The sequence below is a fragment of the Haloglomus litoreum genome (assembly GCF_029338515.1).
In the GTDB taxonomy this organism is placed as follows: domain Archaea; phylum Halobacteriota; class Halobacteria; order Halobacteriales; family Haloarculaceae; genus Haloglomus; species Haloglomus litoreum.
In genome coordinates this window covers 453,172-478,924 of record NZ_CP119988.1, presented here as the reverse complement: position 1 = coordinate 478,924, position 25,753 = coordinate 453,172, and the positions used below count along the sequence as shown (strand labels likewise).

The following is a 25,753-nucleotide window of genomic DNA, read 5'->3' as shown; positions in this document are numbered from 1 at the left end:
GACTGCTAACTATCCGGGAGCCGAGGGGCAGTGGGTTGAACAGTACTACTTTGATTGTGGATAGAAGAGACGAATTTATGACAAGTCTCGCATCTCTCCGACAATGGGCTGCCAATCGCCGTCTTATCACGTACCTCGCGCTCACATTTCTCGTGACGTGGGGATTCTGGGGCGGAGTAATTCTCGTTGATACGTCAGCGACGATGCTTCTCCAACTCATTGGCGGATTCGGGCCGTTGATCGCCGCCGCTATCACCGCCTGGATCGCTGGAGATGTTCGTCCCTGGGCCGCTCAACTCGTCCGCTGGCAGGTTCCATTGCGGTGGTGGGCGTATGCTGTGCTAGTCCCGATAGGCATCATCAGCCTCGTTGGCGTCGGGAGCGTCGTATCTGGCGGCGGGCTTGACTTAGCTCGTCTGCCGCAGGTTGGGACGGTCATCACGATCTTTTTCTGGACATTCCTGCGCGGAGGGCTCGAAGAGCCCGGCTGGCGCGGGATGGCGCTGCCCCTCCTTCAAAAGCGATTCAATGCGACCATCGCAAGCGTCGTTCTCGGAGTGATTTGGACGACGTGGCATCTCCCATTGTTCGTCACACAGGGGACGAATCAAGCGGGTTCCTCCCTTTTCCTGTACGGCATGAGCGTCCTTCCACTCACGTTTCTTCTCACCGTTCTCTATAATAACACACGAGGAAGCGTGCTGCTGGCAATGCTGTTCCACACGACGTGGAATGCCATCCAGGGCGTTATCGGCCCTGCTATTACGGGTGCTGGAATAATCTCTCCTAACGTGCTCGTCTTGATTGTGCTGTGGATTGCTGCGCTGGGTGCGATCTCAATCCACGGCATCAGACATCTCTCTAATGACCGTTTGACAGAGCTCCCTCGCCCGATACTCTAGCACACTTTGTGCGTAATCAACAGCTATCCTACTTGAGACAGCACGAGTGGATAGCTCTACAAATGGGGACCACAACCTCTGTATCGGTCACACCGTTACTGACAGAAACCGAGTCATTGTCCAAGGGAATGCTGTATACAGGGCGCGTACCCCGCAGCGGCTTTTCGTGGATATTGATGTTCCCCAGCGAACGTTTATCGGAAAGCCAGCAGACAAACAAGTATGGTCTCTCCACGCCGCCTCTATGCGCGGTTCGATGAGTGGAGCGGGAACCTGCCGCGAGCCTCGTATGCCGCGCTCGTTGGTGTCGCCTCGGGCCTGACCTTCCTCGGCGTTAGTGCCGTATTCGGGGACACGATGGTTGCTGGTGCTGTAGCGTTCGGAGCGACGATGGTACTTCTACAGTACGTATTCAATCCGAATCAAACCCGTTGAGCACGAAAACAGGTGCCAGATACACCCTCTGTATCTCGCAGGTCGATACTGACAGGGACTGGGGAGGTTTCTTCGACCGTGCTGCATAGAGCGCACGAGTCGGTCACGTACTGATTGGGTTACTAGGTCAGTGCCACAATATCAACCATGTCGAGCTAGCGACCAGCCAAGCAAACAGGGGCACGTACCCCAGTCGGGCAGCAGGCAATCGTATGGAGGTCCGGACAGCGCGCATCACACGGCTGGGTCGCCGGGACACGAGGCGGGAGATACTTACCGAGTGCGCCGGGGACGCCACGTGTGCGCAGACGTGCCCTCCTCACCGGCCTCGGGGCCGGTGTCCTCGGTCTCGCGGGCTGTTCAAGCCCCTTCAGAAACCGTACCCCGACGGCGCCGCAGGAACCGCCGTCGGTTGAGACGCGAATCGCCTGGGACGCCGAATTCTCGTCGTACGAGATCGACCTGGTGGACGGACGGTTCACCGACGCTAATACCGGAGAGCTCGCCGTCCGGGTGAGGTTCCCGGACGCCGACCCGTACCGGAAGGTGTGGGCCGGCGGCCAGAAGGCCGACCGGTTCCCGGTCGAAGCCGGCGACGAACTGATCGTCACGACAGGCCAGCGTGGTACCGTCAGACTGCTGTGGGAGCCGCCCGGCGGTGGTGACACGGTGGTTCTATACACGTACCGGCGCTCGGAACAGCCGACCCCGACCGAGCGGTGAGCTAACTGCCCTGTATTCAGCCCGCTTCCTCTGACAGAGAACTGGTCGGTCTCAAAGACCCTGCTCCATGGAGGATGCGAATGCCCCCGAGGTTCGCATGGTATCTCCAGTAGAAGCCGTGCCGTTTCCGATACTCACGAGTACGTTTCGCACAGTCCTGCTGAACTCATCCTCTATATCGGTCACGGCCCTCCTGACAGCATCTGAGCAAGTATCTGAGAGCGTGCCGAATAGAGAGCGCGAACTGGTCACCGCCGAGTCACTGTCCACCCCGACGTAGAACGGCGAGGGGAGGCCTCCACTTCAGCATCAACGACTGGGAGGCCAACTACTTTCCCGCGTTGGTGACAGGTAGAAACGATGGTCTCCGCCCGGACGTGGGTCGATGCTGGCCGAGGACTCGCCTTCCTGCTCCTGTATGGGATCGTCGCCACTGCGCTTGCACCCCGATTTCATCCGTACACCAGGGTGGCCGGGGCGCTGGTCATCAGTCTCGGAATCATCGCTGCGGCTGATGTACTCCCCCGGTTGTTCAGGGGTGACCGTCCACTCCTCGATACGGACAGCCGGCTCTATTCGGTCAGGGGACTGGCGCTGCTGACACTCATCATCCTCGTGACCGCGGTGACCGCCGACTGGCTCCGAACCGCGACAACACTCTCAGAGAGCCTCGTCACTATCGCGGGGTTCGTCGTGGGCGTGATCGTCGTTCTCGGTCCGGTCGTCGGTTACTACTGGCGTCGGTCGGCCACCCCGCCCGGATGACACGCTGACGGCCACCCGGGCCGCTGTTCCCACGGTTCCGACTCCAACGGTCCAACGCTCTGCCGCTACGCTGCGCCCCAAAACCACGGCGGTCGGTGAGTCCAGCGAGGGACTGCTGCGCTCACCCTCTACGTCGGTCACGCCCGAACAGACAGCCAATATCTGTGATTCTCACCGGCTGCTGGACTGATAGCGTTTGTTGAGCAGGTTGCCCACCGCGACCACAGACTGGCCGCGCTCCCATCTCAACTCGTTCAGGCCGTGTCCGTCGGTGTCGCGTAGAACTCCATCTCTGCCCAGTAGGTCGTCCCCTCGTAGCGGACGAGGTACTCGCCGTAGGCGATGTCGGGGTCGGTCGAACTCCCGACGACCGCCTCGTGGGCCTGGAACCGCTCGGATAGCGACCGGTAGGCCGCCCGCTCCTGGGGGACCTGACTGATCACGTAGCCGGTCCGGCCTGTCGCCGTCTCGACGATCTCCTGCTCGGCGGGAGCGAGGCCATTCAGGTGGAACTGGTAGCGGTCGCGGGTCCGGCGGACGAACGCCGCTCGATTCCGCGCCACCTCGTGGACCGTGTAGCGGTAGTCTGCCACGGTCGCCGGGTATGTCTCGACCCAGATGCGGTACGTCTCCCCATCGTGAGTGACGTAGTCGTACTGCGTCTCGGGGGTCAGCACCGACCCTTCCACCTCGTCGAGGCGATAGACATCCACCGTCCCCATATCCCGGCCGTCGATACGTCGCTTCGGCGTCGGAAGTACCAGCGAGTCGAGTAACGCCCGGTCGCGGGCCGGCAGGTCTTGGTATGCGACTGTCGGGCCGCTAGTCGTTCGCGGGTCGTAGTCTATCTCCACGGTGACACCGAGCGCGTCGTGAGTGTCGGTGATCGTGTAGGCGATCGCATAATAGCGCCCCTCGTGCTCGACCGGATTCAAGGTCCTGAGTGGCGCGAACGGCGGGTTATCGTACGTGACCGTCGTGCTCCCGTTCTCCAGAGCATCCAGGAATATCTCCCGCTCGGCCGGGTCCAGGTCCAGCGTCGCCCGCTCGGCGATGGCCGCTGCGTCAACGGGTTCCATCGATAGCGACGCCCCCCTACTGCCGAGCAGCGATGAACACCCGGCAAGCGACCCGAGGCCCCCGGCGCCCACCACCCCAAGGAACAGTCGACGGGACCAACCACCACCCATACCAATCCTGTAGCGTGCTGGAAAATATATCTCCCGCAGGTGCAACCCTGCTGCTGCATGCATCCTCTATAGTCAGCACTACGTGGCTGACAGACATCCAGCAGTTCCTCCCCGCCTTGCTGCATACAGTGCGCGAGTCGGTCATAGGTGAGGACTCGCGTCAACTTCCTGAATCGGTACAGCCTGTTTAAACACCAAGCAAGTTGTGGAAGTGTTTTTTGATGCGGGCAGTAAATGTCGTATGCAATGCAGACCACTTTCGACTGCCCCTGTGGCGCGAGTGTGTCTGCGGCGGGGGCATGGGCGGATGAACACGAAGCAGACATTTTCGAAGTATGTGGGAATTGTAGCCGTCAGTTCGTCCTCACGTACAAGGCGTGGGAGGCTGGTCCGGATACTCCCAAAGAGACCTCGAATCCGGGTGACACGCCCGAACGGGATGCAGCCAATGACAGAGAGAAGGTCACCTCCTGTCCGCTCGAGGTAGGCGAGACGGCACCGGACTTCGAGTTACCGGGCGTCGATGAGGACGGAATCGACACGTTCCGCTTGTCCGACTACACCGAGAGTGGACCGGTCCTGCTCTCGTTCTACCCGTTCGACTTCAGCCCCGTCTGTGAGAGCCAACTCTGTCGCTTCCGGGACATCGAGTGGGTCAGGGTGGCCGAAGACACCGACGTGTTCGCGATATCGGGAGACAGCACCTACTCGCATCGGGCGTTTCGGGAGGCGAACAACTTCCAGTTCCCGGCACTGTCTAGTTTAGCACCTCCTCAGCTGGCGTTCGTCCGTCGAGCGATTGGTGCGGTCGTTGTTCGTTGTAGTATTGCACGTAGTGAGAAATCCAACGGCGGACGCTCCGCCGACTGCCGACCCACGAGTGATGGAAGCGGTCGATGCGCTGCTTGAGGGTGTGAAACCACTTTTCGATGAGGTTTCGGTCGGTGTAGTCCACCCGACCGCTCAGCCCTAATCGATTGAGGGCAGTCCGATAGCCGAACGAGTCAGTCAAAAACGTGGTATTCGCGCAGTCGTGATTTTCACGGAGTCGGTGGAGGAACGCAGCCGCTGGATCGGTGCCGTGACGCTTGAAAATCTGGGCATCCAGAATCAGCTTTGTATCAAGGTCGATTGCAGCGTACACCCAACACAGGTCGCCATTGATCCGGACAGCAGTCTCGTCAACCGCGACCCGCGACGGCGAAGCCGTCGGCGGGTCTGGACTGCTGTCAGTCAGCCGATGTACCCACTGAAAGATCGCCTGATGCGAACGCTCCACACCGAGAGACGCAAGAATCGCTTCTGTTTCTCTGAGTGAACAACCGGTCGCGTGAAGCCGGACGGCGAACGCCCTGACGGGCGTCGCCGTCCGCTCACGCTCCCAATATTCATCTAAGTCGCCGTTGTAATCGTTCTCGAGCAGGTCTGCGAGCATCTCTAGGCAAGACACTCAACGACCTGCTCGTTCCTCAATCTGCGCTAACTAGACAGTGCCCAGTTCCCGCTCCTGACCGACCGGCTGGCCAGCGTCGCCGGGGCGTTCGGGGTCAGATACGAGGAGTGGGAAGACCAGCCCGCAATCTGTCAACGTGCCATCTTCGGCATCAACCCCGACCGGACTATCGGCTATCGGTGGCACGACGAGGATGCCAATGAAGAACCAGACTTCGACGACCTCGAAGAGACTCTCGACTGGGCAGAATGACGGGGAGCCGTCGCATCTGCCCATATTGTAAGCAACGGACGGTCATCTCTACCCCGGATGCTGGGGAGCGCGCGCCCTATCATTGCACGACGTGTGACCAGAGTCTCTCCTCTAGGGACTGGCAAACGATCGGGTGAGCGCCTGAGACGGTTCCGAATCAACGCACTGCTGGAGAAGGGGCAGATGGTGCTGGAATTTGCTGAACTCATCCTCTGAGTCGGTCACGCGGCTACTGACAGCCAGCGAGTAGGTCGAAACGGCGCTGCTGAATGCACAGCGCGTATCGGTCGTGCGCCAAGATAGGAACTGCAACTATCTGTCCTGTTCTCTAGTGACTACTAATTCTCCCGCTCGAAAGGAGACTTGCCCTCGTACGCCCAGACGCCTCCCGGGGGGCTGTCGTTCAATCCACTTCTGGGACGACAGAGATACGTCCCGCCTCATCAATCGACAGGACGACACGCTCTCCCGCGTTCTCGAAGGTGACTCTGACGAGGAGCGGGTCCCGTTCGACCACTGTCGCAACGCGGTCGGTCGCCGCCTCTAACTGCCAGAAGGGGCGCTGCTGATACTCCGGGTCGTCAGGGAGATAGAGGGCGAGGACGGCCGGATGGTGGGCCACGATCAGCCCGACCGGGACGTGGACGAATTCACCACATCGGTCGCAGACGCCTTCGAACCCTATGCGGACGTCGTACGACTCGTCGAGTTCGAAGACGTGCGTGTCCAGTTCGTTGAAGCAGGCGGGGCAGACGCACTCGCGGGCGAACTCCAGCTGTTGCCACGAATACTTCGTGAAGCGATCGATCGCCGCCTCGATAGACCGTCCGCGGACGACCGACCGTGGAACACGGTTGCGAAACTGGTGATCGTCAGGGCACGTGACACCGAATACACCGTCGCGGTAATCAAGCGTCAATCGGCCGGAACAGACGGGACAGGTCTCTTCAAGTTCCCGGGGATACCCCTCTGACGCTCCGACCATACCGCCGGCAGCGGCGATGCCCGCGAAGCGCTGCCCCTCCGGGGAGAGAACATATCCGTTCGTTTCTTTTCGAACGAAGATGTCTCGCAACTGGTCGAGGTGGTAGTTGAACGTCCCGGAATCGGATTCGCCGACTCGTTCACGGAGTTCGGAGAAGGTGAGAGCAGGATCTCGGGGTGCGTCAGCCCGGTTGCGTGCCAGCTCTTCGATAATAGTCAACCGGGTTGGATTGTTCAGTATCCCAAACGCGTCGGTAAATTCGGTTGAAGCGTCCGATTCCGTCATACGTTTTCTCTGACTCGCCATGCTGAATTACTTTGCCAGTTGCGAAACAGGAACGTTTTCCACCAAACACCTATTCGATTGGCGGCCAGTTGCTTGTTCGATGGTTATTCCAAACGACACTCCGGGTACAATCCACTATTCCGGTTCAATCGCCAGTCAAGTACATTTCTGGCATCGTTCGTCAAACGAAGTGCGAATAAACGATGAGTGTTGACGTTAGCGATCTCGACCCGCAGAAGGGGCTTATTGGGGTGGTCGCTGGTCTATTGTTCGGGGTTGTAATCGGTGTGTCAACCGGACAAATTGTGCTGGGGATCGGTGCGGGCCTTGCACTCGGCATCGCTCTGGGCATCGGACTCGGACTAGCGGACTGACAGAGTCTACTCCGCCGACCTCCCGGGTTGCAAGATCCGACGCCCACCATCGAGGAGCAACAGCAGTCCGAGACCCCCGTTCACCACGGTCAGTGGCCCTGCACCGTCACTCGACAATTGAATCGCAGCGACCAGCATGAAAATGATTCCAGCCACGAGACTCAGTATCGCAGACCCGTCGTAGTCTTCGAGTCGGCTCATGTCTCTCGTTGACTGACAGTGAGTTCGAAATTCAACTCGACGGTACCGTCGCTCTCGTGCGGGGACACCGAGCCGGCATCGGTGTTATCAAACACGACGTTGACGTCGGTCGGGCCGAGATCTGCGCGTACGTCACCGTAACTGGTATCGAGAGCCGACGCGCTCTCGATCGTCTCGAAGGCGTTCCCGCGCTCGAACTCGCGGAACTCACCCCGTGCCAACACCAGTACGTCGATGTTCGGCCCGGAGCGAACGTCGGCGATGTAATCAATCACGGCGGGGCTGTCGATATCGAGCGGGAGATCACGAAACTCACCGCTCTGCAGTGTGTAACTACCCGTAAGCGCATACAGATAGTCCGGGGTTTCGGTTGGGGTGGTGGTTCCGGTACCGTTCGAAGCACATCCAGCGATGCTGCCTGCCGAAGCAACTCCGACAGCAGATCGTAGAAGATTTCGTCTGGTCGTATCCATCAGTAGTAAAATTATTTTCAATAGCCTCCTGGATAGACCTTTGCTGGAGAGATTTCCTGTAAGACTTTATATATTATGTGACAGGGTATCTTCAAGAGTCCGATCGGAAAGCGCTGGATTATGAGCCCAATAATTAGCCGTCCGACAGTCCACATTAGCACATAGCGAACCGAGTCGCAAATTCAGTGGTCACTTGATGTATCCACGCTCTGTATCGGTCACACCGTTACTGACAGAAACCGAGTCATTGTCCAAGGGAATGCTGTATACAGGGCGCGAATCGGTTACTCACTGAGACTGACCCCGAGTAGGGGGGCGGAATCTCAGAGGGAATCGGCAATCTTCTCAACTGCAACTACGAATCGATAAAAGAGGTACAGGAATAGCAGTGTCACAGCGACGCTGAACACAGCTCCCCACGTAACGAACCACAGGCCCACAGTCTGCGAGATGAAGAGACTGTACAGCAGACTCACGACGAGTAGGAATACAATCGCTGGCACTGTGTGTCGGGGAACGTTCTCTTGGAGGGCTCGGATGGGCATACAACCCGATACCAAGGATGCCCTTCACTTGAATTCACTCGAACATCTACACCACCCTAACACACCCGCAACGCCCGTAGAGAACTCGTAGACGACAGGGATTGTGGGCTCTGTTGAAACCCTCAGTTGCAGACATGTTTTTGAAGTCGTGCTGAATACATAGCGCGAGTGGGTCACGGCAGTCCTAACAGCGAGCAATTATGTCTCTCAATAAATGCTGAATCGTCAGCACAGACGGTCTCTGAATCCCGGATCCAAACGAGGTGCGAGATGTGTCCCGGCTATCGGACCTCTTCATGGGACAGTTCGAGGGTGAACGACCAGTCCGGTCGAAATCGGCTGAAGGTGTACTCTCCGGGAGGGAGGCACGTATCCGAGTTCGATTCCGGGGCGCTGGATTGAAGAATGTAGCTGTGGAGTTCCCTGAGTGAGCCGATCTCCTCGCCCGGGTGGAGCGTATCGTCGGATATCGTGTCGGTAAGCAGGGGTTTAGTGGCCGTTCTCCAACAGAGGCCATCTACTCGTTCAGTACCGAGAAGTGCCAGGTTCGTCCCGTCGTAGTCGTCCGGAAACACCAGCCCGAGCGGATAGTCGTTGAAGCGGTCGAAGGGCAGGGATTCCTCGCCGGTGTTCCGCAATCGGAGTTCTAGCAGGGCAGGCCCATCGGAATCGAACCTAGATCGGCGGATATTGACCCTACCCTCGTATCCAGACGGAGATGGCCCATCTAACTCGACGAGCGATATCGAGCCCCGTGGCAGTTCAGGGGTGCCGCCGAACAGCTGCTCCTGACAGCCGGCGCCGGTCGTCGCGGCAATCAGGGCTAGCACCCGACGACGGTCCATGCCGCCACTGATACCACCTCCTACAAGTGCTTTCTTCCGAGCGTTAAATACCGCAGCGACAAGACTGCCCCCGGATTCGACCAGACTGGAGGAGCGAACGAGTCCTACAACAGCCATCCATCTCCAGTACCGATTCGCTGAGATAAACACTGAGTCTTGCAGAACTCACCCTCTGTATCGGTCACGGCGGTAGTGAGCGATGGGTGACGAATCCTACTGGTGATGGACTCGTCGTAGCGCATCGGCCGTCGCTGTCCCCGAGATCCGGATGTATTTTTGCGCAGTCGCCAGATCGCTCCACCCCATCAGAGCCTGGAGCGGTACCGGGGCGACTCCTTTGTAAGCGTGGTAACTGGCTGCGGTCGCTCGTAGACAGTGCGGATAGACACGGCCCGAAATCCCGGCTTGCTTCGCTGCCGCCTGTACTCGTCTGTTGATGGTTGACCGTGATCGAGGAAACGCCTCGTACCGATTGCCGAACCGCTCTACACACAACTCCAGCCGGAGTGAGAGGTCGAACGGGATGAGTCGAGCCGAGGCTACTGTCTTCGGATGCCATCGCGATGCAAGGGCAGCTCCGATAGACAATCGTCGTTATGTGAGGCTTCCTGTCGGGCCTGTCGTTGGCAGTAGCCGCACTGACACGGTTCGTGCTGGGGAATGCGAATCGTTCGGCGATTCCAATTCACCCACGCGCTCTGAAAGTGCGCGATTTCGCCAGCACGAAGCCCGAGCCGGCCTGCGATGAGACAGATGAACCGCGCCTCGAAATCCTGCGGCGCTGGGAGGGCTCCACACGCTTCCAGCAAGAGTTCGAACTGGCGGTCGGTGAGAACATCCTCGTGGGTATGCCGAGTCGTGAGCGCCCGGCGATGTCGATCTGCCCATTCCGTCGCCGATTGATTATGATGAGACACCCGTGGCCGTCCTCATGCTGGTGAATTGGGAGTATCGCCAGGTGGTGCTGAATATAGAGGATGGGTTCAGCAGAAGTTCTCTGGTCTCTTATCCGAGGTGAGAGCTGTAGCACGTCTTATTTTTGTTGGATAGGTACCGTGGCGCTCCACGGAGAATGTTCGGTTGAGTTCTCGCTTCCAATCCGATGGTTGAACAAGTAATCCCCGGGCTGAATGCTGGACATATGCTCTGGATTCGCCCACACTTCCCAAGTGGTCGAGATAGATTGTCCTGACGAGATAGGTTGGCTTCCGTACGCCTGATTTGACCCCACCGAGTTCGGAATCCACGTTGTAGAATTTCTCCGTTCTGGTAGTGCCTCTGTATGATAGAGCAAGAGCCCCTTCGGACTATCTGAAAACTTTGGACTACCGCCGAACGGGATTTGGCTCGCCAGACGAATCGTCTCATCTCCTGACCACGTTACCTCGAATTCGAGGGTAGCCGTCTGTTCGGCTGTAATCGCCGACCGCGTCACGGCCCCATTAATCTCAAACAGGGTATCCTCTGGCGGGGAGATATGAACTCGACGAACTTCCCGGGGAGGTGGGGCTTGACTGTCTAATGCACCGCCCACGCATCCGGCGGAAAGGCTCCCAACAGCTGCCAGATACGTTCGTCTGTCCATAGCGAGTAGTCTTCATCAAGAGGGGTAAGCTTTCTCGGTAGGTCACTCTGGACTGGTTCATCCCTGACCGACTCGCGCACTGTATTCAGCACGGTGAACTTGTCACGCTCCGAGGATTTCAACGGAGCCAACAGAATCATCGCTCTGTCGGAGAACGGCTTTCGCCCAAGAGAGCACCTGAAATTTCGTTTCGTAAATCGCCATACAGCGCCGGGAAACGAAGCAAACGAAGCAAACGAAACGCGGCTATCGCTTTCACATCGGTTCCCGCACCACGATGGACCATGGCGACCACCAGACGCCGCACGACCGACCGCAAGCAGTTCCGCCGCGACCTCGTCTGTGTCCTCCTGGACCGCTACGGGAGCGGCCAGACGATCTTCACGCTCGAGGAACTGGCTGCAGCACTGGACACGGATACCCACGACATCGAAACTGCGATGGGCCGCCTGGAGCAGTACGGCCCGCTCTCGGTGCTCCGGCTGTCGCACGGGCCCGCCGATGAACTCCGGTGGCGGGTACGGCCATGAGAAGGAGCGCCGGTTACCGCTCGGTCGCGGACAGCGGATCGGCGTTCGTCCCGTCGACGAACTCCCGAAGCGTCCGCTGCCGCAGGTCGACGTGGGCCCGATCCGCTCGGCCCCGGACCGAGTCCGCCGGGTACAGCCACTCGGTACGGGTCATGCCCGCCCCCGCGTGCAGTCGTGGGTCTCGAGCTGTTCCTCGAGGCCGAGCAGTCCGCACTGCGGGCACTGCTCGACCGGGGCGCCCAGGTCGGGCGCCAGCTCCGCGAGGACCCGCCGGAGTTCCGCCCGAGCCTCCGGGTGCCGGGTCAGGCGAGAGGCGCGGCGGACGCGTTCGCGAACGAACTCGTGGTCCGGGTCGGGCTGGCTCATGCGGTGCCCTCCACCAGTGCGTCGGCCGCGGTCGGCTCGCGCTCGGTCCAGCCCCGGCGGGCGGCGACGAACTGCTTCCATTCGGCCACCGAGCGCTGGTTGAGGTTCTCTCGGTGCTCGATGTGGCCGTCACGCACCACGACGATCTCGCCAGTGGTCGTGTTCAGGTGGTGCCATGCGCCCTCGGCGTCCGGGCGGCCCTGGATACAGAGCCACTTCGGGCGCCCCGCAACGACTTTGCCGCTGTAGATTCCAGTTGCCATTGCTGTTACACCCGGAACGTCCACCTCGTCCCGTTCCAGCGGGGCGAGGAATCGGCGTTCTTGCCGAATATCCTCGCGAGAGGCGTCTGTTCCTACGAACAGCTACAGACCGCCAGCACCATAAAACTATTGTGTCGAGATAACAGTTACAAGCATGAGAGACATGGCCAAGAGCGGACCCGCCCCCCAGGTAACCGACGACGAACTCATAGAGGCAATCGAGTCCAGAGACAAGCCCTACGCGACAGCGAAATACGTCGCCGGACAGGTAGGACTCTCAGAAAACCGAACGCGCGAGCGACTACAGCGGCTCGCAGAGGACAAGGAAATCCACCAGGGAAGCGTTGGGAGCAGGTATACGATCTACTGGTCCGAGGATTCGTTCCTCGACGGCGACAGCTGAGCAAGCCCGTCGTCGGTCGGCCACCATATTTTCGCACTGCCGATTTTGTCGGAACAGAGCAGGCCTTCTCCTTCCATCCGCTTGAGGTGCCGGCTCATCGCCTGCTGGCTGAGTCCAACCTCGTCCGCGACCTCCGTTGTAGTCATTACAGGCTTGTGGGCGGCTACGAGGGCCCGGATTATCTCGTCTTCCGTGACCGAAGGATCTGGTCCGGGGCGGGACACGAAGTTGGTCCATCTTCGCAAAGCGAGGTGATAATTTGTTTCCACCCAGACTGTTGTGTCCACACAATAGTTAAGTTGGATGCCGACACAACAGATAGCGAGGCAACTCCGCGGCGGATTGCGCCGGCCCAGAAAACGAGGGTCGGCGACCCCGGGGCCATCGGGGCCGCCGCGTCGCCTCAACTGCATGCGACCGAACGGCGACACGGGGCTTCAAACCCCCGCACGATACGACACGCACCGATCATGAGTGACGACCAGCTCCCGGTCTGCCCCGACTGCGGGACCGCCAACCCGGCGCCGAAAGCCGGTGGCAACCTGCTCGGGAACGACCGATTCCACCGCGAGGACCGCTACCGCTGTGTCGCGCCCGAGTGTGACTGGACCGGCGATACCGTCGCCTATCGGGAGCGCCGCGGGCCCGCGAGCCCACGCTCGCCCCACGCCCAGTCGCTCCTGGAGGCCGACGCCGACGACATCACGACCGGTTGCACCGCTCGCGACGCACCCGACGCACCGTGACGCGATCACCCGTGGTCCCACTGGAGCGCGCCTGAACTGTCCAAGGCTCGACGCGCTCCGTTCCGGACCACGGTTCCCCATCAAGAGAACCATGGAAACCCTAGCCAACCCGACGGAAGAACGTACCGACGAGGAACCGACCGACGATGCCGAGACCGAGTACCGGCTGCGCTGGTACGTGGCCGACCTGGCCCACTACACCGCCTGGAGCAGTGACTTCGGAGTCATCGAGAACCTCCAGGACCAGTACCAGCACGACCCCACGCATCCGGGCCATGACTACGCCATCGAACGCCGGACCACGGAGGGCCAGCGATGAGCGAGGCCGACCCGCTCGAGGCGTTCGAGGAGGCACGCACCGAGGCTCAGCACTACGCCGCCGAAGCCGCCAGCGACCCCGCAGTGCCCGACCAGTACGCGGGCGCGCTCGACCGCATCGCCGAGCACCTGAGGACCGCCAACGGCAATCACGTCCGGGTCACCAGCGAGACCCGGGAGTGGCTGGAGTGGGCGGCCGTCGGGGACGAATCGTTCGACGAGGTGATTCAACGCCACCTCGCGGCGCTGCCGGGGGCGAACGAATGGACCTGTGGCCACTGCGGTGAGACCATCTGCCCCCCCGACGCCCACCACGAGACCAACGACCTCGTCATCTGGCAACTGCAGGTCGAGGGCGACGACCACTACCGGCCGACCGCGTTCTGTGGCCAGCAGTGCTTCCGCGAGCACCTGGACGACCTCGCCGCGGGCACGGAGGGCCAGCCATGAGCGAGCTCGCGGCGTTCGGCCTGGCCATCGTCACCGGCGTCGGCGTGCTGGCGGGCCTGGGCCTCGTGCTGGCGATGCTGTGGTCGGTCGCCGAGGCCGCGGGGGTGACTCGATGAGCAAGGACGCGGGCCACGCCTCGAGCGTGGCCGCCCAACTCCGGCTCGCCGAGCGCGAGGACACGCTGCCCGAGGAGGTAGCGGACGACCGCGTCACGGCCTGCCCCGCGTGTTCGAGTGCCAGCATCGAGTACCACGCCGGCGCCGACTTCGGCGGCAAGCCCGCCAGCGCGACCTACACCTGCCAGGCGTGTGGGGAGGCGTTCGCGGAGCCGGTCGAGCGCCCCTCCGAGCGCGAGTCGGGCTCGTGCCGGCACGGCACCGCGAAGACGCTCGCCGAGGCCGACCCGGAGGACCTCATCACGGACGGCGGCGAACCGACCACCCACGTCGGGGAGAAGGGCCTGTGGATACCGCCCGAGTTACGGGAGTTCGAGGCCCAGCTCGTCATCCGGACGCCCGCGGTCACGGTCCAGTACTTCAGCAGTGACGGGGAGACCGAGGCCTACTACCCTCTCGTCCGGCCGCGGCACTTCGGTCCTGCCGACGCGTTCGAAGACCTCCAGAACCCCGAGCTGGCCCCCGACCGCGTCCGCATCAAGCCCCAGGGCGAGCCCGCCGTCGAGCTGACCGTCACCGGCGCGGACGGGCCGTGCCCGGCGCCCGACGCCACCACGGAGGGCGATGCATGAGCGACACCGACGTCCCTGATGCACACCGCATCACCGCGGCGCCACACGGGGAGGCGGTCCTCCAGTCAGTAGCCGCCGATGGCACAGCCCTCGAGTGGGACGAGCGGTTCGGCCGGCAGCACTACCGCTGTGCCTGTGGCGAGACGTTCGACGACCGTCACGCCCGCCGCCAGATCGTCGAGCACCTCGCCGAGGTCGGCGTCCTCGAGTGGGACGCCGTCGACGAGGAGGTGTTCCGGTGATGGCCGACGCCACCGAGAGCGAGTTAGACTGGCCGCCGGGATTCGAGCGCACGCCGCCCGAAGAGCGCGAGCCGTACCCACACGGGTTCCGTGTCACTCGGGCCGAGGCGTTCGACTCGATTCTCGCCGAGCTCGAACTGATGGACGCGGTCAACATTCGCATCGAGACCGCGGCCCCACACACACAGACGCACCCGCACCGGCCGTACGCGGATCGGGACCCCGCGGATCCGGGCGTCGTGGTCTACTGTGACCTCGACGGGCAGGGCGTGGCCTTCCCCTGTGACCGCTGGGCCAGCCTTCGGGACAACGCGCGGGCCATCGCGAAGTACCTCGACGCGAAACGGGCACTCGACCGGTACGGCGTCCAGACGGTGGGCTCGGAGTTCGAGACCCAGGCCCTGCCCGAGCCCGATGAGGCGGTCGCCACGGGCCCACCACCCCACGAGGTACTCGGCGTCGCGCCGGATGCCCCCGAGGCGGTCGTGAGAGGCGCCGCACGCGCTCGGAAGAAGGAAACCCACCCGGACAACGGCGGCTCCACCGAGGCGTTCCAGCGGGTCATCGCGGCCGAGGAGGCGATGTGCGATGAGTGAGGACCTCGAGGCACTCGGCCCGCGGGAAGCCGTCGAGCTGTATCTCGAGGCGAAACAGGACGACCTCGCCGAGGCCACACTGGAGGGCCAGAGCTATCGCCTGGATGCGTTCGTCCAGTGGTGCAGCGAGCAGCACCTCGAGAACCTCAACCAGCTCACCGGCCGAGACCTGTATGCCTACCGTGTGTGGCGCCGCGAGGGCAACGGGCACGGCCGGGATCCGGTCAAGCCGGTCACGCTTCGTGGCCAGCTTGCGACGCTGAAGGCCTTCCTGCGGTTCTGTGGTGACATCGAGGCGGTGCCACCGGACCTGCATGATAAGGTCCCGCTCCCGACCCTGGATGCCGGCGAGGACGTGAGTGAGTCCACGCTCGACCCGGAACGTGCCGAGCAGATTCTCGATTATCTCGGGCGCTACCAGTACGCCAGCCGCAACCACGTCATCATGCTGCTCCTGTGGCGGACGGGCTGTCGCATCGGTGGCATCCGGGCGCTGGACCTTCGCGATGTCGACCTCGAGAGCGAGGAGCCCGCGGTCCACTTCGTCCACCGGCCGCCGGAGACGCCGCTGAAGAACGGCGAGCGCGGGAACCGCTGGAATCGCATCGGCGAGTACGTCGCGAAGGTCCTCCGCGATTACATCGAGCACAACCGCGAGGACGTCCGCGACGAGCAGGGCCGGGCGCCGCTCGTGACCACCACCGCCGGCCGGCCGGCAACCTCGACCATCCGGAACACGCTCTATCGAGTGACCCGCCCCTGCTGGCGCAACGCTGGCTGCCCCCACGACCGGAACATCGAGGAGTGCGAGGCAACCCGTATCGAGAGCGCCAGCAAGTGCCCCTCGTCGCGGTCACCACACGACGCGCGAAGCGGTCGGGTGACGTACTATCGGCGGAACGAGACCCCCCGCCAAGTGGTCGAAGATCGGCTCAACGCAAGCGAGGATATTCTGGACAAGCACTACGACCGGCGAAGCAACCGAGAGCGGGCTGAGCAGCGCAGTGAGTACCTTCCAGACCAATGATTGGGCTAGTCCACTCACCGACGGTTTCGCTCGCCACAGAACGCTGGCCCGGCAGGGCCCATCCGTTCGCTGGTTGATTGATGACCGGGAGTGGTATCGCCATCCTGCGATGCGAAACCACCGGCACTGGCAGGAGAGTGATCGCCAGAACCGTCCCCAGACGGGTTTCCAACGGGGCATCGATTCGGACGCCAGACGCGAGGCCGCGTACGGTTCCAGGTTCGGTCATAGGTCACGGTTCGGCGGCATGTCGTGGAATGCTCGATTCGACGAGTGGGACATCAACACCGTCCGGTTGCTCCAGCAACAAAAACGCCTCCAGGAACCGGATCCAGTAAAACATCTTATATTTTGTAAACATCAGAGTGAGAGGCCGATAGTCAGCAGACGAAAACCAATATCCCGTAGTTATACCCCCCTCAGAACCCGTTCGAGATGATAAAAGCTCTGTCCAGAAGCACGCGAGATTACTGATCAAGTGAGCTAAACCTGGTTTATTATAGTCTGCCTGAGATATATTCCACTCCGCTTCCCAGTCGGGCATATGTCGGTAGGAACCACCGAACCCGACAGGCCGACTATCGTCCAGTTGACCGACCCGATGTGTACGTGGTGCTGGGGTTCAGAGCCCATCATCCGCCGCGTGCAGACGACCCTCGGAGAGCAGGTCGAACTGAACTACGTGATGGGCGGCCTCGTTGAGGACTTCGAGGAGTTCTACGACCCGGCGAACGACATCTCCTCCCCTGGTGATGTCGCACCGCACTGGCTCGAGGCGTCTGCCCAGCACGGGATGCCGGTCGACACGGAGATCTTCGAGACCGACCCAGCCCGATCGACCTATCCCGCCAGCATCGCGTTCACAGCCGCCCGACAGCAGGATCCCGATCTCGCCAATCGGTACCTCCGCCGGCTCCGGGAAGCGTACGCGACCGAAGTCCGCAACGTGAATCGGCGCGAGGAGCAGATATCGTTGGCCGAGTCAGTCGGACTCGATGTCGACGCGTTCACCGAGGCGCTGGACGACGGAACGGCCCGGACCGCGTTCGAGGAAGACCTCGCCCGAACTCGCGAGGCCGGGGTCCGAGCCTTCCCGACCTACCGGATCATCGGGCCGGCAGGTGGCCGACAGGTGGCTGGATTCACCCCCTACGAGGACCTGGTTGGGACACTCCTCGAGATGGCACCGTCGCTGGAGCCGACCTCTCCACCACCGATTCAGGAGTTCATCGACGAGTACGGGCCCGTCGCGACGCGAGAGGTCGCGGCGGTCTACCAGCTCGACCCTGGCAAGGCTCGGCAGGTGCTCCAGTCCCTCGTCGACGAGGGGAACGTGATCGAAGACACCCGCGGAAACGGGTCGTTCTGGATGACACCGACCGGGGGTGACGACTGACGGGTGTCCTTCACGACGGCGTCTGGGAGCCAGACCCGACTCGCGACCAGGACGAACACGATACCTTCGACGACCGGATCGTGAACGCTGCCGAGGCGGCCTATCCCGTCGAGAGCGGTCGCTACCGACTCTACATCTCTCGAGCGTGTCCGTGGGGCACACCGTACGGCCCTGGTGCGGCGGGTTCTCGGACTCGAGGACACGATCGCCACGGACCTGCTCGCCGACCGAGTGCCGAACCGTCGACTGGAGACCAACGTCGAGTTCTACACCGCCATCCTGCTGGATGGGGTCGGTGTCCCGAAGGCGCTGTTCACGCCCACGTTCGCTATCTCACGGGTCGGGGGATGGATGGCCCACGCGCTGGAGCAGCTAGGCGACAACCGATTGACCGCCCCGGCTCCCGATACGTCGGTGAATCCGGGCGGACCTGGGTTCCGATAGAAGCCCGCTGAGGCGGGCAGCACGTACGCTGGTCCCTGCGCCTGCAGACGCGCCGACCGGGGCCCGGCCACACAAGTGTTCGATATTCTATAATACCCATCTCGGTCAGGATCCTGATGGATGATATGGAATATTTTCGGTCACCAGCCCGTGCAGGTCGCACACAGTATTCAGCACTGAGCGGCAATTTAGTGCAGTAAACCTGGTATAGTATAACTTGCCTGAGATATATCCCCTCTCGCTCCGATCTTCGATTTGCATCGATGTCATCGAACGACACTCGACGCACGACGGTCGGAATCGAGCGGATGAAGAGCGACGTATCCCCCGAGAGCGGGGCCAGGGGTGAGCGCTGATGGTGTTCGACTCGGCACTGTCGGAAGCAGCCTTCCTGCTCGCCCGGCTGCTGTTCGCGCTGGTCGTCGGATACCTCGCGCTCGGGAACCTGCTGGACCTCGAATCGGCAGTCGGGTACGCGCAGAGCAAGGGCGTCCCCCTCGCCGGGATCAGCGTTCCCCTGGGGAGTCTCGGACTCCTCGTCGGTGCGTTGTCCGTCCTCGCAGGGGTCTACCCCGCTCTCGGGGCGCTGGCGGTCGCCGTGTTCCTCGTCCCGATCACGGTCATCATGCACGACTTCTGGACGATGGACGGCCAGGACCGCCAGAACGAGCAGATCCACTTCCTCAAGAACGTGGGGCTGATCGGCGGTGCACTGGTCTTCCTGTCGCTCTCGACCACGGCGTGGCCACTGGCAGCCGGAATCGGCCTCTAACGACCGATGACGGCGAGCGAGACCTCGGTGGGGCTCCCCGACACGGCTGGTGTTCCCTGGACGTCGCCGGCACTGCTGGCGATCCTGGCAGCGACGCTGATGACGCCGATGGACGTCCCGCTGATCAGCGCGGCGCTCCCCGAGATACAGGCGAAGTTCGGCGTTTCGGAGGCGAACGCCGGGCTGTTCATCACCCTCTATGCCCTCCCGGGCATCCTGCTCGCCCCGGTCATCGGGTCACTCGCGGACCGCATCGGTCGCCGTGACGTCCTCGTGGGCAGTCTCGTCCTGTTCGGGAGCGCGGGTACCGCCATCGCGTTCACCAGCGAGTTCACGGTCGCGCTCGCGCTGCGTGTCCTCCAGGGGTTCGCGGCCGGGAGCATCCTCTCGGCCCTGGCGATGACGGTCGTGGGCGACCGCTACACCGGACGCCGGCACGATGCCGTGATGGGCGTCACGTCCGCGATGCTCTCGCTCGGGACGGCGGCGTATCCCGTCCTCGGCGGCATCCTCGCTGCCAGGGCGTGGAACGCACCGTTCCTGCTCTACGCGCTCACGCTGCCCGTCGCGGGGTTCGTCTTCGTCGCTCTCGACGGGGGATCGACCGACACTGGCGGTGACGGAGGATACCTCAGGGAGGCGCTGCGGCTCGTCCCGGCCAGACAGGCCACGATCCTGTACGGGGTCATGTTCGCCTCGTTCACCCTCATCTTCGGTGGGATATACACCGCCCTCCCGTTCTACCTGACCGCCGCCACCTGGGGGTTCTCACCCACGATGGTCGGCCTGACGACCAGCGCGGTCCTCCTGATGACGGGCCTCGTCTCGACGCAGAACGGCCGGCTGGCGACGATGGCTTCCACGACCACCCTGCTCACCGCCGGGTTCGGGCTGTACGCCATCAGTCTACTCGGAGTGGCGGTAGCTACCACGACGCCGACACTCGTCGGTGCGCTGCTCGTCTTCGGAATCGGCGGCGGACTGGTGACGCCGACGCTGTTCGCGGGGCTCAGCAGTCTCGCCCCCGACCGGGTCAGAGGTGGCGTCATGAGTCTCCAGACGACGACCATCGGGATCAGCCAGGCAACCGGGCCCGCGATCTTCACGTTCCTCGGTGGGGAACTCGGCTACCAGGCGACGCTGGCCGGCGGGAGTGCAGGTGCAGCCCTCGCTGCCGCGATCATCGTCGTCGTAGCCGCTGACCTCCGAGCGGGCTAGTTTTTTGCCAGCGCAGTAGCCACACGCCGGTATGATCGATGAGCCCTCACCCAGAGCCGAAACTGCATCCGATGCGGAGTCGGCGTTCAAGATCCTGAGCCACGACCTCCGACTGGAGATCCTCCTCGCCCTGTGGGACGCCCGGGACTATGCGCTGTCCTTCTCCGAGCTTCGGAAGGCCGTGGGGGAGCGGGATTCGGGGAGTTTCAACTACCACCTGGAGCAGCTGCAGGACCACTTCGTGATGAAGACCGACCGTGGATACGAGCTCCAGTACCCAGGCCATCGTGTGCTCGACGCGATTCAGAGCGGCGTCTTCCACGAGGAGACGAGCGTCGGGCCGGTGGACCTGGAGGAGACGTGCCGGGACTGTGGGGAGCCCCTCGCGTTCGAGTACGGCGCTGACTGTATCGCCCGAATCCGGTGTTCCGACTGTGGCAACCGTGCGCTGGAGTGGCCGTTCGACCCCGGTGGAACCGCAGGCCGTGAGCCCGAGGCCATCGTCGCCGCGTTCGACCGCCGGACCCGACTCATCTGGGCCTGTGCCCTGGACGGCATCTGTCCGTTCTGCGCCGGGCGGGTCGAGCGGGAGCTGACCAGCCACGTCCACGAGCAAGGGGCCTGTGTCGGGGTCATCGAGCAGCTCGAACGGTACGACGAGTACTTCGCCCGTGACCATCCAATCATCACCTCCGTCGACTGCAACCGCTGTAGCTTCTACAGCTTCGTCCCCGTCGGCGTGGTGCTGCTGAACGATATGGTGGTCGCGAGCCGACTCCACGATGCCGGACTCGACGCCGAGGCGACCCCCCTGTGGGACCTGGGGTTCGTCGTCGACGCGGCAGCGCTCAGCATCGAGGAGACCGACCCCATGCGCATCGAGGTCGCGATTCCGGATGTCGACGAGGAACTGGCGTTCACGGTCGACGAGGAACTGGCGGTAACTCGGAAGAGCGCACCGTGACGGTGGCCGGGCTCTACAGGACGGTCTGGCACCAGTTCGGCAGGCTCGAGACGACAGCCCGAACCCCGGAGGAGAGTCCTCTCCTTCGAAGGGATCAGTCCGGCACCACTGCCGTCACAGCGTCACTCAGAGCCAGGCGTCGGACCGCCGTCTCCGATTCTGCCGACGAACCCGTCGGTTGTTTCAGATACTTTACTGGAAACAGTTCCACGGAGAGACTATTTGGATGCAGTGCATCGGTTAGTCCCAGATATGGAAATAAAATCCGATGAACATATCGTCGCTCTGTGCGGTAGTCAACGTGACGGCAGCCACACTCGTCGGGCGCTCTCCCGGGCGCTCACTGCTGCCGAAGAGCGGGGAGCAACGACCGACTTCGTCGACCTCGGTGAGCTGGATCTCCCGCTGTTCGACCCGGACCGCAGCGACGCTGGTGATGCGCCGGAGCTCCGCAGTCGGGTCGGCCAGGCCGATGGGATCCTCCTCGGCTCACCGATGTACCACGGCTCCTACGCCTCGCCGCTGAAGACCGCGCTCGACTACTGTGGGTTCGACGAGTTCGAGGGCAAGACGGTCGGACTGCTGGTCGTCGCAGGGGGCGACTTCCCCACGCCGGCACTGGAGCACCTCCAGTCGGTCTCCCGGGAGCTGAAGGCCTGGGTGCTGCCCACTAGAGTCGCGATCCCCAGCGTCCACGAGAAGTTCGAGGACGGCCGGCTCACCGACGAGCGCCTGGCCGAGCGCATCGACACGCTCGGCGCCGACCTCGTCCGGTACGCTGGCGTCGAGTCGTATCCCGAAACGACGACTGCCTGTGCGGTTCCGAGGGCTGATTGATCATGTCCGCCGAATCAGAATCCCGACAGAGAGATATCGAACAGCAGAACGCCTCGGCATGTCCGGTCGTCAGCACCATCGACCAGGTCGGCACCCCGTGGCGGATGAACGTGATCCACGCCCTCACGGACGGCGAGCAGCGGTTCAACGAACTCAAGCGGTCGACCGGAGCACGCTCGAAGACCCTCTCGGATGCACTCGACGCCCTGGTCGAGAGCGACATCGTCGTCCGACGGATGGAGGAGGACGCCCCGGTCGCCGTCTACTACGGCCTCACCACGAAGGGGGAGGAACTCACCGAGGCGCTATCGGCACTCGAGGAGTGGGCCAGAGACTGGGACGAGGAGTTCTCCCCCGATGGGCCGCTGTGAGCCGTCGCTCCGAGCGGTTGGAGTCGTCCGCCCGAAGTCGAGGCCGTGGCTCCCCAGTCCGTTCCCCAGCTCGCCGTAGGTGATCCGTGAGATGTTGTCCCTCTTCCCGCTCCAAACAGGTGAGACGGTCACCCGGCCGACGTCTGGGGAACGTCGGTCGCCGAGGCTCCGACACACCAGCAGCGGTTCGAGACGCTCACCGCGGAGGATGGCGTACTCGTTCAGGCGTCCGCGCCGAGATCACCGACGGGGACCATCGAGACGGCCATGGGGATTCTGCGAGCCGCCTGCGACCAACTGGGGGTCGGTCCCGCTGAACTGCCCTATGCCCGGGTGGATGGTATCGAACGAGGGGGCGAGTTCCTGCTGATGGAGCTGGAACTCATCGAGCGTATCTGAGTCTCGATACCGCCGAGGGGGCGGTCGCTGCCTTCGCCGATGCGATCGAATCCAGCCTCCCCGCGTCACCAGCGAGCCGCTCGTCCACAGCGGCATCCGACCACTGAGAACATGAGACCCGCAGACAGTATCCCGGAGCTCGGAATCGGCACCTACGACGTGGCTCCCGACGCGTGTCGGAGGAGCGTCGGGATCGCGCTGGACCGCGGGTACCGGCATCTCGATACCGCGGAGACGTACGAGAACGAGGGGGCGGCCGGTATCCGTTCTGCCGAAACACTGCATACCGATTCCCCTCATCACCGTTCACCGAAAGGGGGAGCAGAACGTCCCACAGGATCAGGCCAGAAATCCCAGTATCCTGAACTGCCAGATCAATGCAAGACCGAGAAGAGCCAGAATCGTCTGACGGATACGGGCTGCTAGCGACCAGTATTGCTCCCACCACCATTTCCCCGTGACAGCTAGACCCGGAATCGAAGGGGGGCCACGTCGGGATCGACGTGAGGATTGCGACCGCACCTCCGGAGATGGGTCCCGACGTTTCCAAGCCCCGAACGAGGGCCAGCACATCTCGTAGCCCGGATGCCGAACAGCGCGCCGCGGTGGCGTCCTGGGTCGCGGACCCACCCGAGGAGGCCGAGGAGTGGACGGCACGACGGCTCCAGCAGCGGATCGCCGAGGAGTTCGACGTCGAGTACGCCACCGCCCACGTCCATCGACGGTTCCTGTCCTGACCGCCCGGGGCTACAACTACGATTGTGCTTCGTCCGCTGCTATCGGGCGGTCTTTCTGGCCCAGTCGCCCCCGCTCGGACGCCACACCGTGATTTCGGCCCCCGCGCCCGCCCGAGGCGGATGACCATAGCTCATCCTGCGCGGCCGAGCTGGTCGACGTGTCGCGCTCCACTCGCGGTTCGGGACCGGACATCGGACGCCGGGAACCAGACGCCCAACGGGCGCGGCAACCGTGACCGACTCCGTGTTCTCGCTGGCCGTCTCGTCGCCGAGCGTCCCGCCGCGTCCGGCAACGAACCGTCGGACGAGAGACACGGACGATTATACCGTCGTGCACCGTACCCCCGACCATGGGAGAGACAGTGTACGTCGTCGCTCAGATCGAGGTCGAGGACTGGGACACCTACGAGTCCGAGTACATGCCGAAGACGTTCGAGCGGATCACCGCCCACGACGGCGAGGTGCTGGTGGCGAGCGACGAGGCCGAGGAACTCGAGGGGGAGTGGGAGGGTAACTGGACCGTCATCATCGAGTTCCCGTCGGAGGGCGACGCGTACGCGTTCATGCAGGACGAGGAGTACGTCGAGGTGATGAGCGCGCGCCACGAGGCGGCCGCGTGGAGCGACATCGCGATGCTCCCCGGGTTCGACGGCTGAGTGGGCTCGCGGGCCGCTCGTCAGTTCGCGGCGCAGTTGTTCGGCCCGAGTTCGAGGCCCTCGACGTCACCGACGGGCTGTGCCTCGCCCCGATTGATCCGCTTGATCTCGTTGTAGTTCGCGGGCTCGTCGGCGAGGCCGTCGACGATGGTCTCGACGAACGCGTCCGCCTCGTCGGCCTCGACGTGGGCCAGCAGTTCGTTGGTCGTCTCCTCGCGGAGCCTCCCGAGTTCGGTCGCCACCGGCCGTCCCCCGGCGTCGTCGAAGTGACCGGGGAGGACCACGGTGTCGTCGTCCGCGTCGGTCAGGTCGTCGACGCTGTCGAACAGGCGGCTCGCGGCCTCGCGGACGGCCACCTCGTCGCCGTCTTCGAGGTCGGGCCGGCCGACGCTCCGGAGGAACAGGGTGTCGCCCGACAGCAACGCGTCACCGACGCGCAGCGAGACGCTCCCAGGGGTGTGGCCCGGCGTGTGCTGGACCACGACCTCGCGGCCGCCGACCTCGATGGTGTCCCCGTCCGCGAGTTCGCTCACGCGGTCGAGGTCGCCCGCATCCTCGGCGTGGAGGTGGTACGGCACGTCGAGTTCGCCGGCGAGACGGCGGGCCCCGGAGACGTGGTCGGCGTGGGCGTGCGTGTCCGCGACGCCGACGATCTCGAGGGCACGCTCGTCGGCTGCTGCCAGGTACTGCCCGACGTACTGGCTCGGGTCGACGACGAGCGCCTCGTCGCCGTCGTGGACGAGATACGAGACACAGCCCGTCCCCGGACGGACGACCTGGACGACGCCATCGACGCCCTCGACCTCGTGCTCGCGATGGACGCGACCCCAGCCGTGCATCCCGTTGTCGACGGATCGGGCGTCGAAGCCGTGCTCGCGGAGGAACGCCGCGGCCCGACTCGAGGTGACACCGGCGACGCAGACGACCGCCAGCTCCTCGTCCTCCGGCAGGTCGTCGAGGTGGTCCTCGAGCGTCGAGTAGTCGTACTCCAGCAGTTCGTCGTAGACCGGGAGGTTGGTACTCCCCTCGATATGCCACACCCGGTAGTCCTCCTCGTTGCGGACATCGAGCACCGTCAGGTCGTCGGCCCCGTCGTCGTGGACGCGTCGTGCGACTGCCGCCGGTGCGAGATCCGTATTGCCCATCGTGTGCAACTCTATCGGACATCCCGCCGGTAAGTTCGTCGGTCTCGGAACCCGCGAACGGGCTCGAAACACCCGGAACGGTCACTTCAGCGGTCACGTCGAGACAGAGAGA

Annotated in this window: 34 protein-coding genes and 2 pseudogenes; 24 read left to right on the top strand and 12 right to left on the bottom strand. The window is 63.0% G+C overall.

Features of this window, described 5'->3' with window-relative positions; genetic code table 11:
* The first annotated feature begins 77 nt into the window (after positions 1-77).
* The 4 genes from P2T62_RS02390 (at position 78) to P2T62_RS02375 (ending at position 2,825) form a co-directional block, all read left to right on the top strand.
* A complete protein-coding gene (locus P2T62_RS02390) occupies positions 78-902 on the top strand; it encodes a CPBP family intramembrane glutamic endopeptidase (RefSeq protein ID WP_276259892.1) in 825 nt (274 codons plus the stop codon).
* Between the two features lie 222 nt (positions 903-1,124).
* Positions 1,125-1,337, top strand: a complete 213-nt coding sequence (locus P2T62_RS02385; RefSeq protein ID WP_276259891.1) for a hypothetical protein — start codon at positions 1,125-1,127, stop codon at positions 1,335-1,337.
* Between the two features lie 300 nt (positions 1,338-1,637).
* Positions 1,638-2,060 carry a hypothetical protein gene (locus tag P2T62_RS02380; protein WP_276259890.1) on the top strand — a complete coding sequence of 141 codons (423 nt, stop codon included), beginning with the start codon at positions 1,638-1,640 and terminating at the stop codon, positions 2,058-2,060.
* 360 nt (positions 2,061-2,420) lie between these two features.
* The gene (locus tag P2T62_RS02375; protein ID WP_276259889.1) at positions 2,421-2,825 is read left to right on the top strand and encodes a hypothetical protein; all 405 of its coding nucleotides are present in this window, start codon (positions 2,421-2,423) and stop codon (positions 2,823-2,825) included.
* A gap of 254 nt (positions 2,826-3,079) precedes the next feature.
* On the opposite strand, the gene P2T62_RS02370 is transcribed toward P2T62_RS02375, so the two are convergent.
* Positions 3,080-3,904 carry a DUF7979 domain-containing protein gene (locus P2T62_RS02370; RefSeq protein WP_276259888.1) on the bottom strand — a complete coding sequence of 275 codons (825 nt, stop codon included), beginning with the start codon at positions 3,902-3,904 and terminating at the stop codon, positions 3,080-3,082.
* A 345-nt stretch (positions 3,905-4,249) separates the two neighbouring features.
* Between P2T62_RS02370 and P2T62_RS02365 the strand changes: the two are divergent.
* Positions 4,250-4,747: pseudogene (locus tag P2T62_RS02365) on the top strand (redoxin domain-containing protein); the annotation flags it as partial.
* Positions 4,748-4,772: 25 nt separating this feature from the next.
* Here P2T62_RS02365 and P2T62_RS02360 read toward each other — a convergent pair.
* From P2T62_RS02360 to P2T62_RS02340, 6 genes are all read right to left on the bottom strand, one after another.
* Positions 4,773-5,450, bottom strand: coding sequence for an IS6 family transposase (locus tag P2T62_RS02360; RefSeq protein WP_276257837.1), 678 nt, complete (start codon positions 5,448-5,450; stop codon positions 4,773-4,775).
* Between the two features lie 673 nt (positions 5,451-6,123).
* Complete coding sequence (locus P2T62_RS02355; RefSeq protein WP_276259887.1) at positions 6,124-6,990, bottom strand: ArsR/SmtB family transcription factor; 867 nt, start codon at positions 6,988-6,990, stop codon at positions 6,124-6,126.
* Positions 6,991-7,561: 571 nt separating this feature from the next.
* Positions 7,562-8,038 carry a hypothetical protein gene (locus P2T62_RS02350; RefSeq protein WP_276259886.1) on the bottom strand — a complete coding sequence of 159 codons (477 nt, stop codon included), beginning with the start codon at positions 8,036-8,038 and terminating at the stop codon, positions 7,562-7,564.
* Between the two features lie 323 nt (positions 8,039-8,361).
* On the bottom strand, positions 8,362-8,583 hold the full coding sequence (locus tag P2T62_RS23520) for a DUF8066 domain-containing protein (protein WP_474198280.1): 222 nt from the start codon (positions 8,581-8,583) through the stop codon (positions 8,362-8,364).
* 281 nt (positions 8,584-8,864) lie between these two features.
* A complete protein-coding gene (locus P2T62_RS02345) occupies positions 8,865-9,545 on the bottom strand; it encodes a hypothetical protein (protein ID WP_276259885.1) in 681 nt (226 codons plus the stop codon).
* 96 nt (positions 9,546-9,641) lie between these two features.
* A complete protein-coding gene (locus P2T62_RS02340; protein WP_276259884.1) occupies positions 9,642-9,923 on the bottom strand; it encodes a tyrosine-type recombinase/integrase in 282 nt (93 codons plus the stop codon).
* A 1,374-nt stretch (positions 9,924-11,297) separates the two neighbouring features.
* Here P2T62_RS02340 and P2T62_RS02335 point away from each other — a divergent pair.
* Positions 11,298-11,543, top strand: coding sequence for a hypothetical protein (locus tag P2T62_RS02335; RefSeq protein ID WP_276259883.1), 246 nt, complete (start codon positions 11,298-11,300; stop codon positions 11,541-11,543).
* Between the two features lie 13 nt (positions 11,544-11,556).
* Here the strand turns inward: P2T62_RS02335 and P2T62_RS02330 are convergent, their stop codons facing one another.
* From P2T62_RS02330 to P2T62_RS02320, 3 genes are read right to left on the bottom strand one after another with little or no spacing between them, the layout of a single operon-like run.
* A complete protein-coding gene (locus tag P2T62_RS02330) occupies positions 11,557-11,697 on the bottom strand; it encodes a hypothetical protein (RefSeq protein ID WP_276259882.1) in 141 nt (46 codons plus the stop codon).
* Positions 11,694-11,909 (bottom strand): hypothetical protein, encoded by a 216-nt coding sequence (locus tag P2T62_RS02325; RefSeq protein WP_276259881.1) that lies wholly within the window; start codon positions 11,907-11,909, stop codon positions 11,694-11,696. Before P2T62_RS02325 ends, P2T62_RS02330 begins: the two co-directional genes overlap by 4 nt.
* Positions 11,906-12,172 (bottom strand): hypothetical protein, encoded by a 267-nt coding sequence (locus P2T62_RS02320; protein WP_276259880.1) that lies wholly within the window; start codon positions 12,170-12,172, stop codon positions 11,906-11,908. Before P2T62_RS02320 ends, P2T62_RS02325 begins: the two co-directional genes overlap by 4 nt.
* A gap of 163 nt (positions 12,173-12,335) precedes the next feature.
* Between P2T62_RS02320 and P2T62_RS02315 the strand changes: the two genes are divergently transcribed.
* Positions 12,336-12,575 (top strand): hypothetical protein, encoded by a 240-nt coding sequence (locus P2T62_RS02315; RefSeq protein ID WP_276259879.1) that lies wholly within the window; start codon positions 12,336-12,338, stop codon positions 12,573-12,575.
* Here P2T62_RS02315 and P2T62_RS02310 read toward each other — a convergent pair.
* On the bottom strand, positions 12,536-12,988 hold the full coding sequence (locus tag P2T62_RS02310; RefSeq protein WP_276261668.1) for a helix-turn-helix domain-containing protein: 453 nt from the start codon (positions 12,986-12,988) through the stop codon (positions 12,536-12,538). The genes P2T62_RS02315 and P2T62_RS02310 overlap by 40 nt on opposite strands.
* Before the next feature lie 57 nt (positions 12,989-13,045).
* On the opposite strand from P2T62_RS02310, the gene P2T62_RS02305 reads away from it, so the two are divergent.
* The 17 genes and pseudogenes from P2T62_RS02305 to P2T62_RS02225 all read left to right on the top strand — a co-directional run bounded on the left by P2T62_RS02305 (position 13,046) and on the right by P2T62_RS02225 (position 24,496).
* Complete coding sequence (locus P2T62_RS02305) at positions 13,046-13,321, top strand: hypothetical protein (protein WP_276259878.1); 276 nt, start codon at positions 13,046-13,048, stop codon at positions 13,319-13,321.
* Between the two features lie 91 nt (positions 13,322-13,412).
* Positions 13,413-13,640 (top strand): hypothetical protein, encoded by a 228-nt coding sequence (locus P2T62_RS02300; protein ID WP_276259877.1) that lies wholly within the window; start codon positions 13,413-13,415, stop codon positions 13,638-13,640.
* Complete coding sequence (locus tag P2T62_RS02295; protein WP_276259876.1) at positions 13,637-14,089, top strand: hypothetical protein; 453 nt, start codon at positions 13,637-13,639, stop codon at positions 14,087-14,089. The genes P2T62_RS02300 and P2T62_RS02295 overlap by 4 nt, the downstream gene beginning before the upstream one ends.
* A gap of 112 nt (positions 14,090-14,201) precedes the next feature.
* Positions 14,202-14,837, top strand: a complete 636-nt coding sequence (locus P2T62_RS02290) for a hypothetical protein (RefSeq protein ID WP_276259875.1) — start codon at positions 14,202-14,204, stop codon at positions 14,835-14,837.
* Positions 14,834-15,079 (top strand): hypothetical protein, encoded by a 246-nt coding sequence (locus P2T62_RS02285; protein WP_276259874.1) that lies wholly within the window; start codon positions 14,834-14,836, stop codon positions 15,077-15,079. The genes P2T62_RS02290 and P2T62_RS02285 overlap by 4 nt, the downstream gene beginning before the upstream one ends.
* A complete protein-coding gene (locus P2T62_RS02280; protein ID WP_276259873.1) occupies positions 15,079-15,675 on the top strand; it encodes a J domain-containing protein in 597 nt (198 codons plus the stop codon). Before P2T62_RS02285 ends, P2T62_RS02280 begins: the two co-directional genes overlap by 1 nt.
* Entirely contained in the window at positions 15,668-16,702 is a 1,035-nt protein-coding gene (locus tag P2T62_RS02275; RefSeq protein WP_276259872.1) for a tyrosine-type recombinase/integrase, read from the top strand. The genes P2T62_RS02280 and P2T62_RS02275 overlap by 8 nt, the downstream gene beginning before the upstream one ends.
* 544 nt (positions 16,703-17,246) lie before the next feature.
* Positions 17,247-18,098, top strand: coding sequence for a DsbA family oxidoreductase (locus P2T62_RS02270; protein WP_276259871.1), 852 nt, complete (start codon positions 17,247-17,249; stop codon positions 18,096-18,098).
* A gap of 198 nt (positions 18,099-18,296) precedes the next feature.
* Positions 18,297-18,553: pseudogene (locus P2T62_RS02265) on the top strand (citrate/2-methylcitrate synthase); the annotation flags it as partial.
* 344 nt (positions 18,554-18,897) lie between these two features.
* Positions 18,898-19,314 carry a DoxX family protein gene (locus P2T62_RS02260; protein WP_276259869.1) on the top strand — a complete coding sequence of 139 codons (417 nt, stop codon included), beginning with the start codon at positions 18,898-18,900 and terminating at the stop codon, positions 19,312-19,314.
* A gap of 6 nt (positions 19,315-19,320) precedes the next feature.
* The gene (locus P2T62_RS02255; RefSeq protein ID WP_276259868.1) at positions 19,321-20,532 is read left to right on the top strand and encodes an MFS transporter; all 1,212 of its coding nucleotides are present in this window, start codon (positions 19,321-19,323) and stop codon (positions 20,530-20,532) included.
* Between the two features lie 31 nt (positions 20,533-20,563).
* Complete coding sequence (locus P2T62_RS02250) at positions 20,564-21,496, top strand: winged helix-turn-helix domain-containing protein (RefSeq protein WP_276259867.1); 933 nt, start codon at positions 20,564-20,566, stop codon at positions 21,494-21,496.
* Between the two features lie 252 nt (positions 21,497-21,748).
* On the top strand, positions 21,749-22,333 hold the full coding sequence (locus P2T62_RS02245; protein WP_276259866.1) for an NADPH-dependent FMN reductase: 585 nt from the start codon (positions 21,749-21,751) through the stop codon (positions 22,331-22,333).
* Between the two features lie 2 nt (positions 22,334-22,335).
* Positions 22,336-22,704 carry a winged helix-turn-helix transcriptional regulator gene (locus tag P2T62_RS02240; protein WP_276259865.1) on the top strand — a complete coding sequence of 123 codons (369 nt, stop codon included), beginning with the start codon at positions 22,336-22,338 and terminating at the stop codon, positions 22,702-22,704.
* 267 nt (positions 22,705-22,971) lie between these two features.
* Positions 22,972-23,103 (top strand): hypothetical protein, encoded by a 132-nt coding sequence (locus P2T62_RS02235; protein WP_276259864.1) that lies wholly within the window; start codon positions 22,972-22,974, stop codon positions 23,101-23,103.
* A gap of 605 nt (positions 23,104-23,708) precedes the next feature.
* Positions 23,709-23,840: a winged helix-turn-helix domain-containing protein gene (locus P2T62_RS02230; protein WP_276259863.1), complete on the top strand. Its 132-nt coding sequence runs from the start codon at positions 23,709-23,711 to the stop codon at positions 23,838-23,840.
* A gap of 350 nt (positions 23,841-24,190) precedes the next feature.
* Positions 24,191-24,496, top strand: coding sequence for a DUF1330 domain-containing protein (locus P2T62_RS02225; RefSeq protein ID WP_276259862.1), 306 nt, complete (start codon positions 24,191-24,193; stop codon positions 24,494-24,496).
* A 20-nt stretch (positions 24,497-24,516) separates the two neighbouring features.
* Here the strand turns inward: P2T62_RS02225 and P2T62_RS02220 are convergent, their stop codons facing one another.
* The gene (locus P2T62_RS02220) at positions 24,517-25,641 is read right to left on the bottom strand and encodes an MBL fold metallo-hydrolase (protein WP_276259861.1); all 1,125 of its coding nucleotides are present in this window, start codon (positions 25,639-25,641) and stop codon (positions 24,517-24,519) included.
* Positions 25,642-25,753 lie beyond the last annotated feature (112 nt).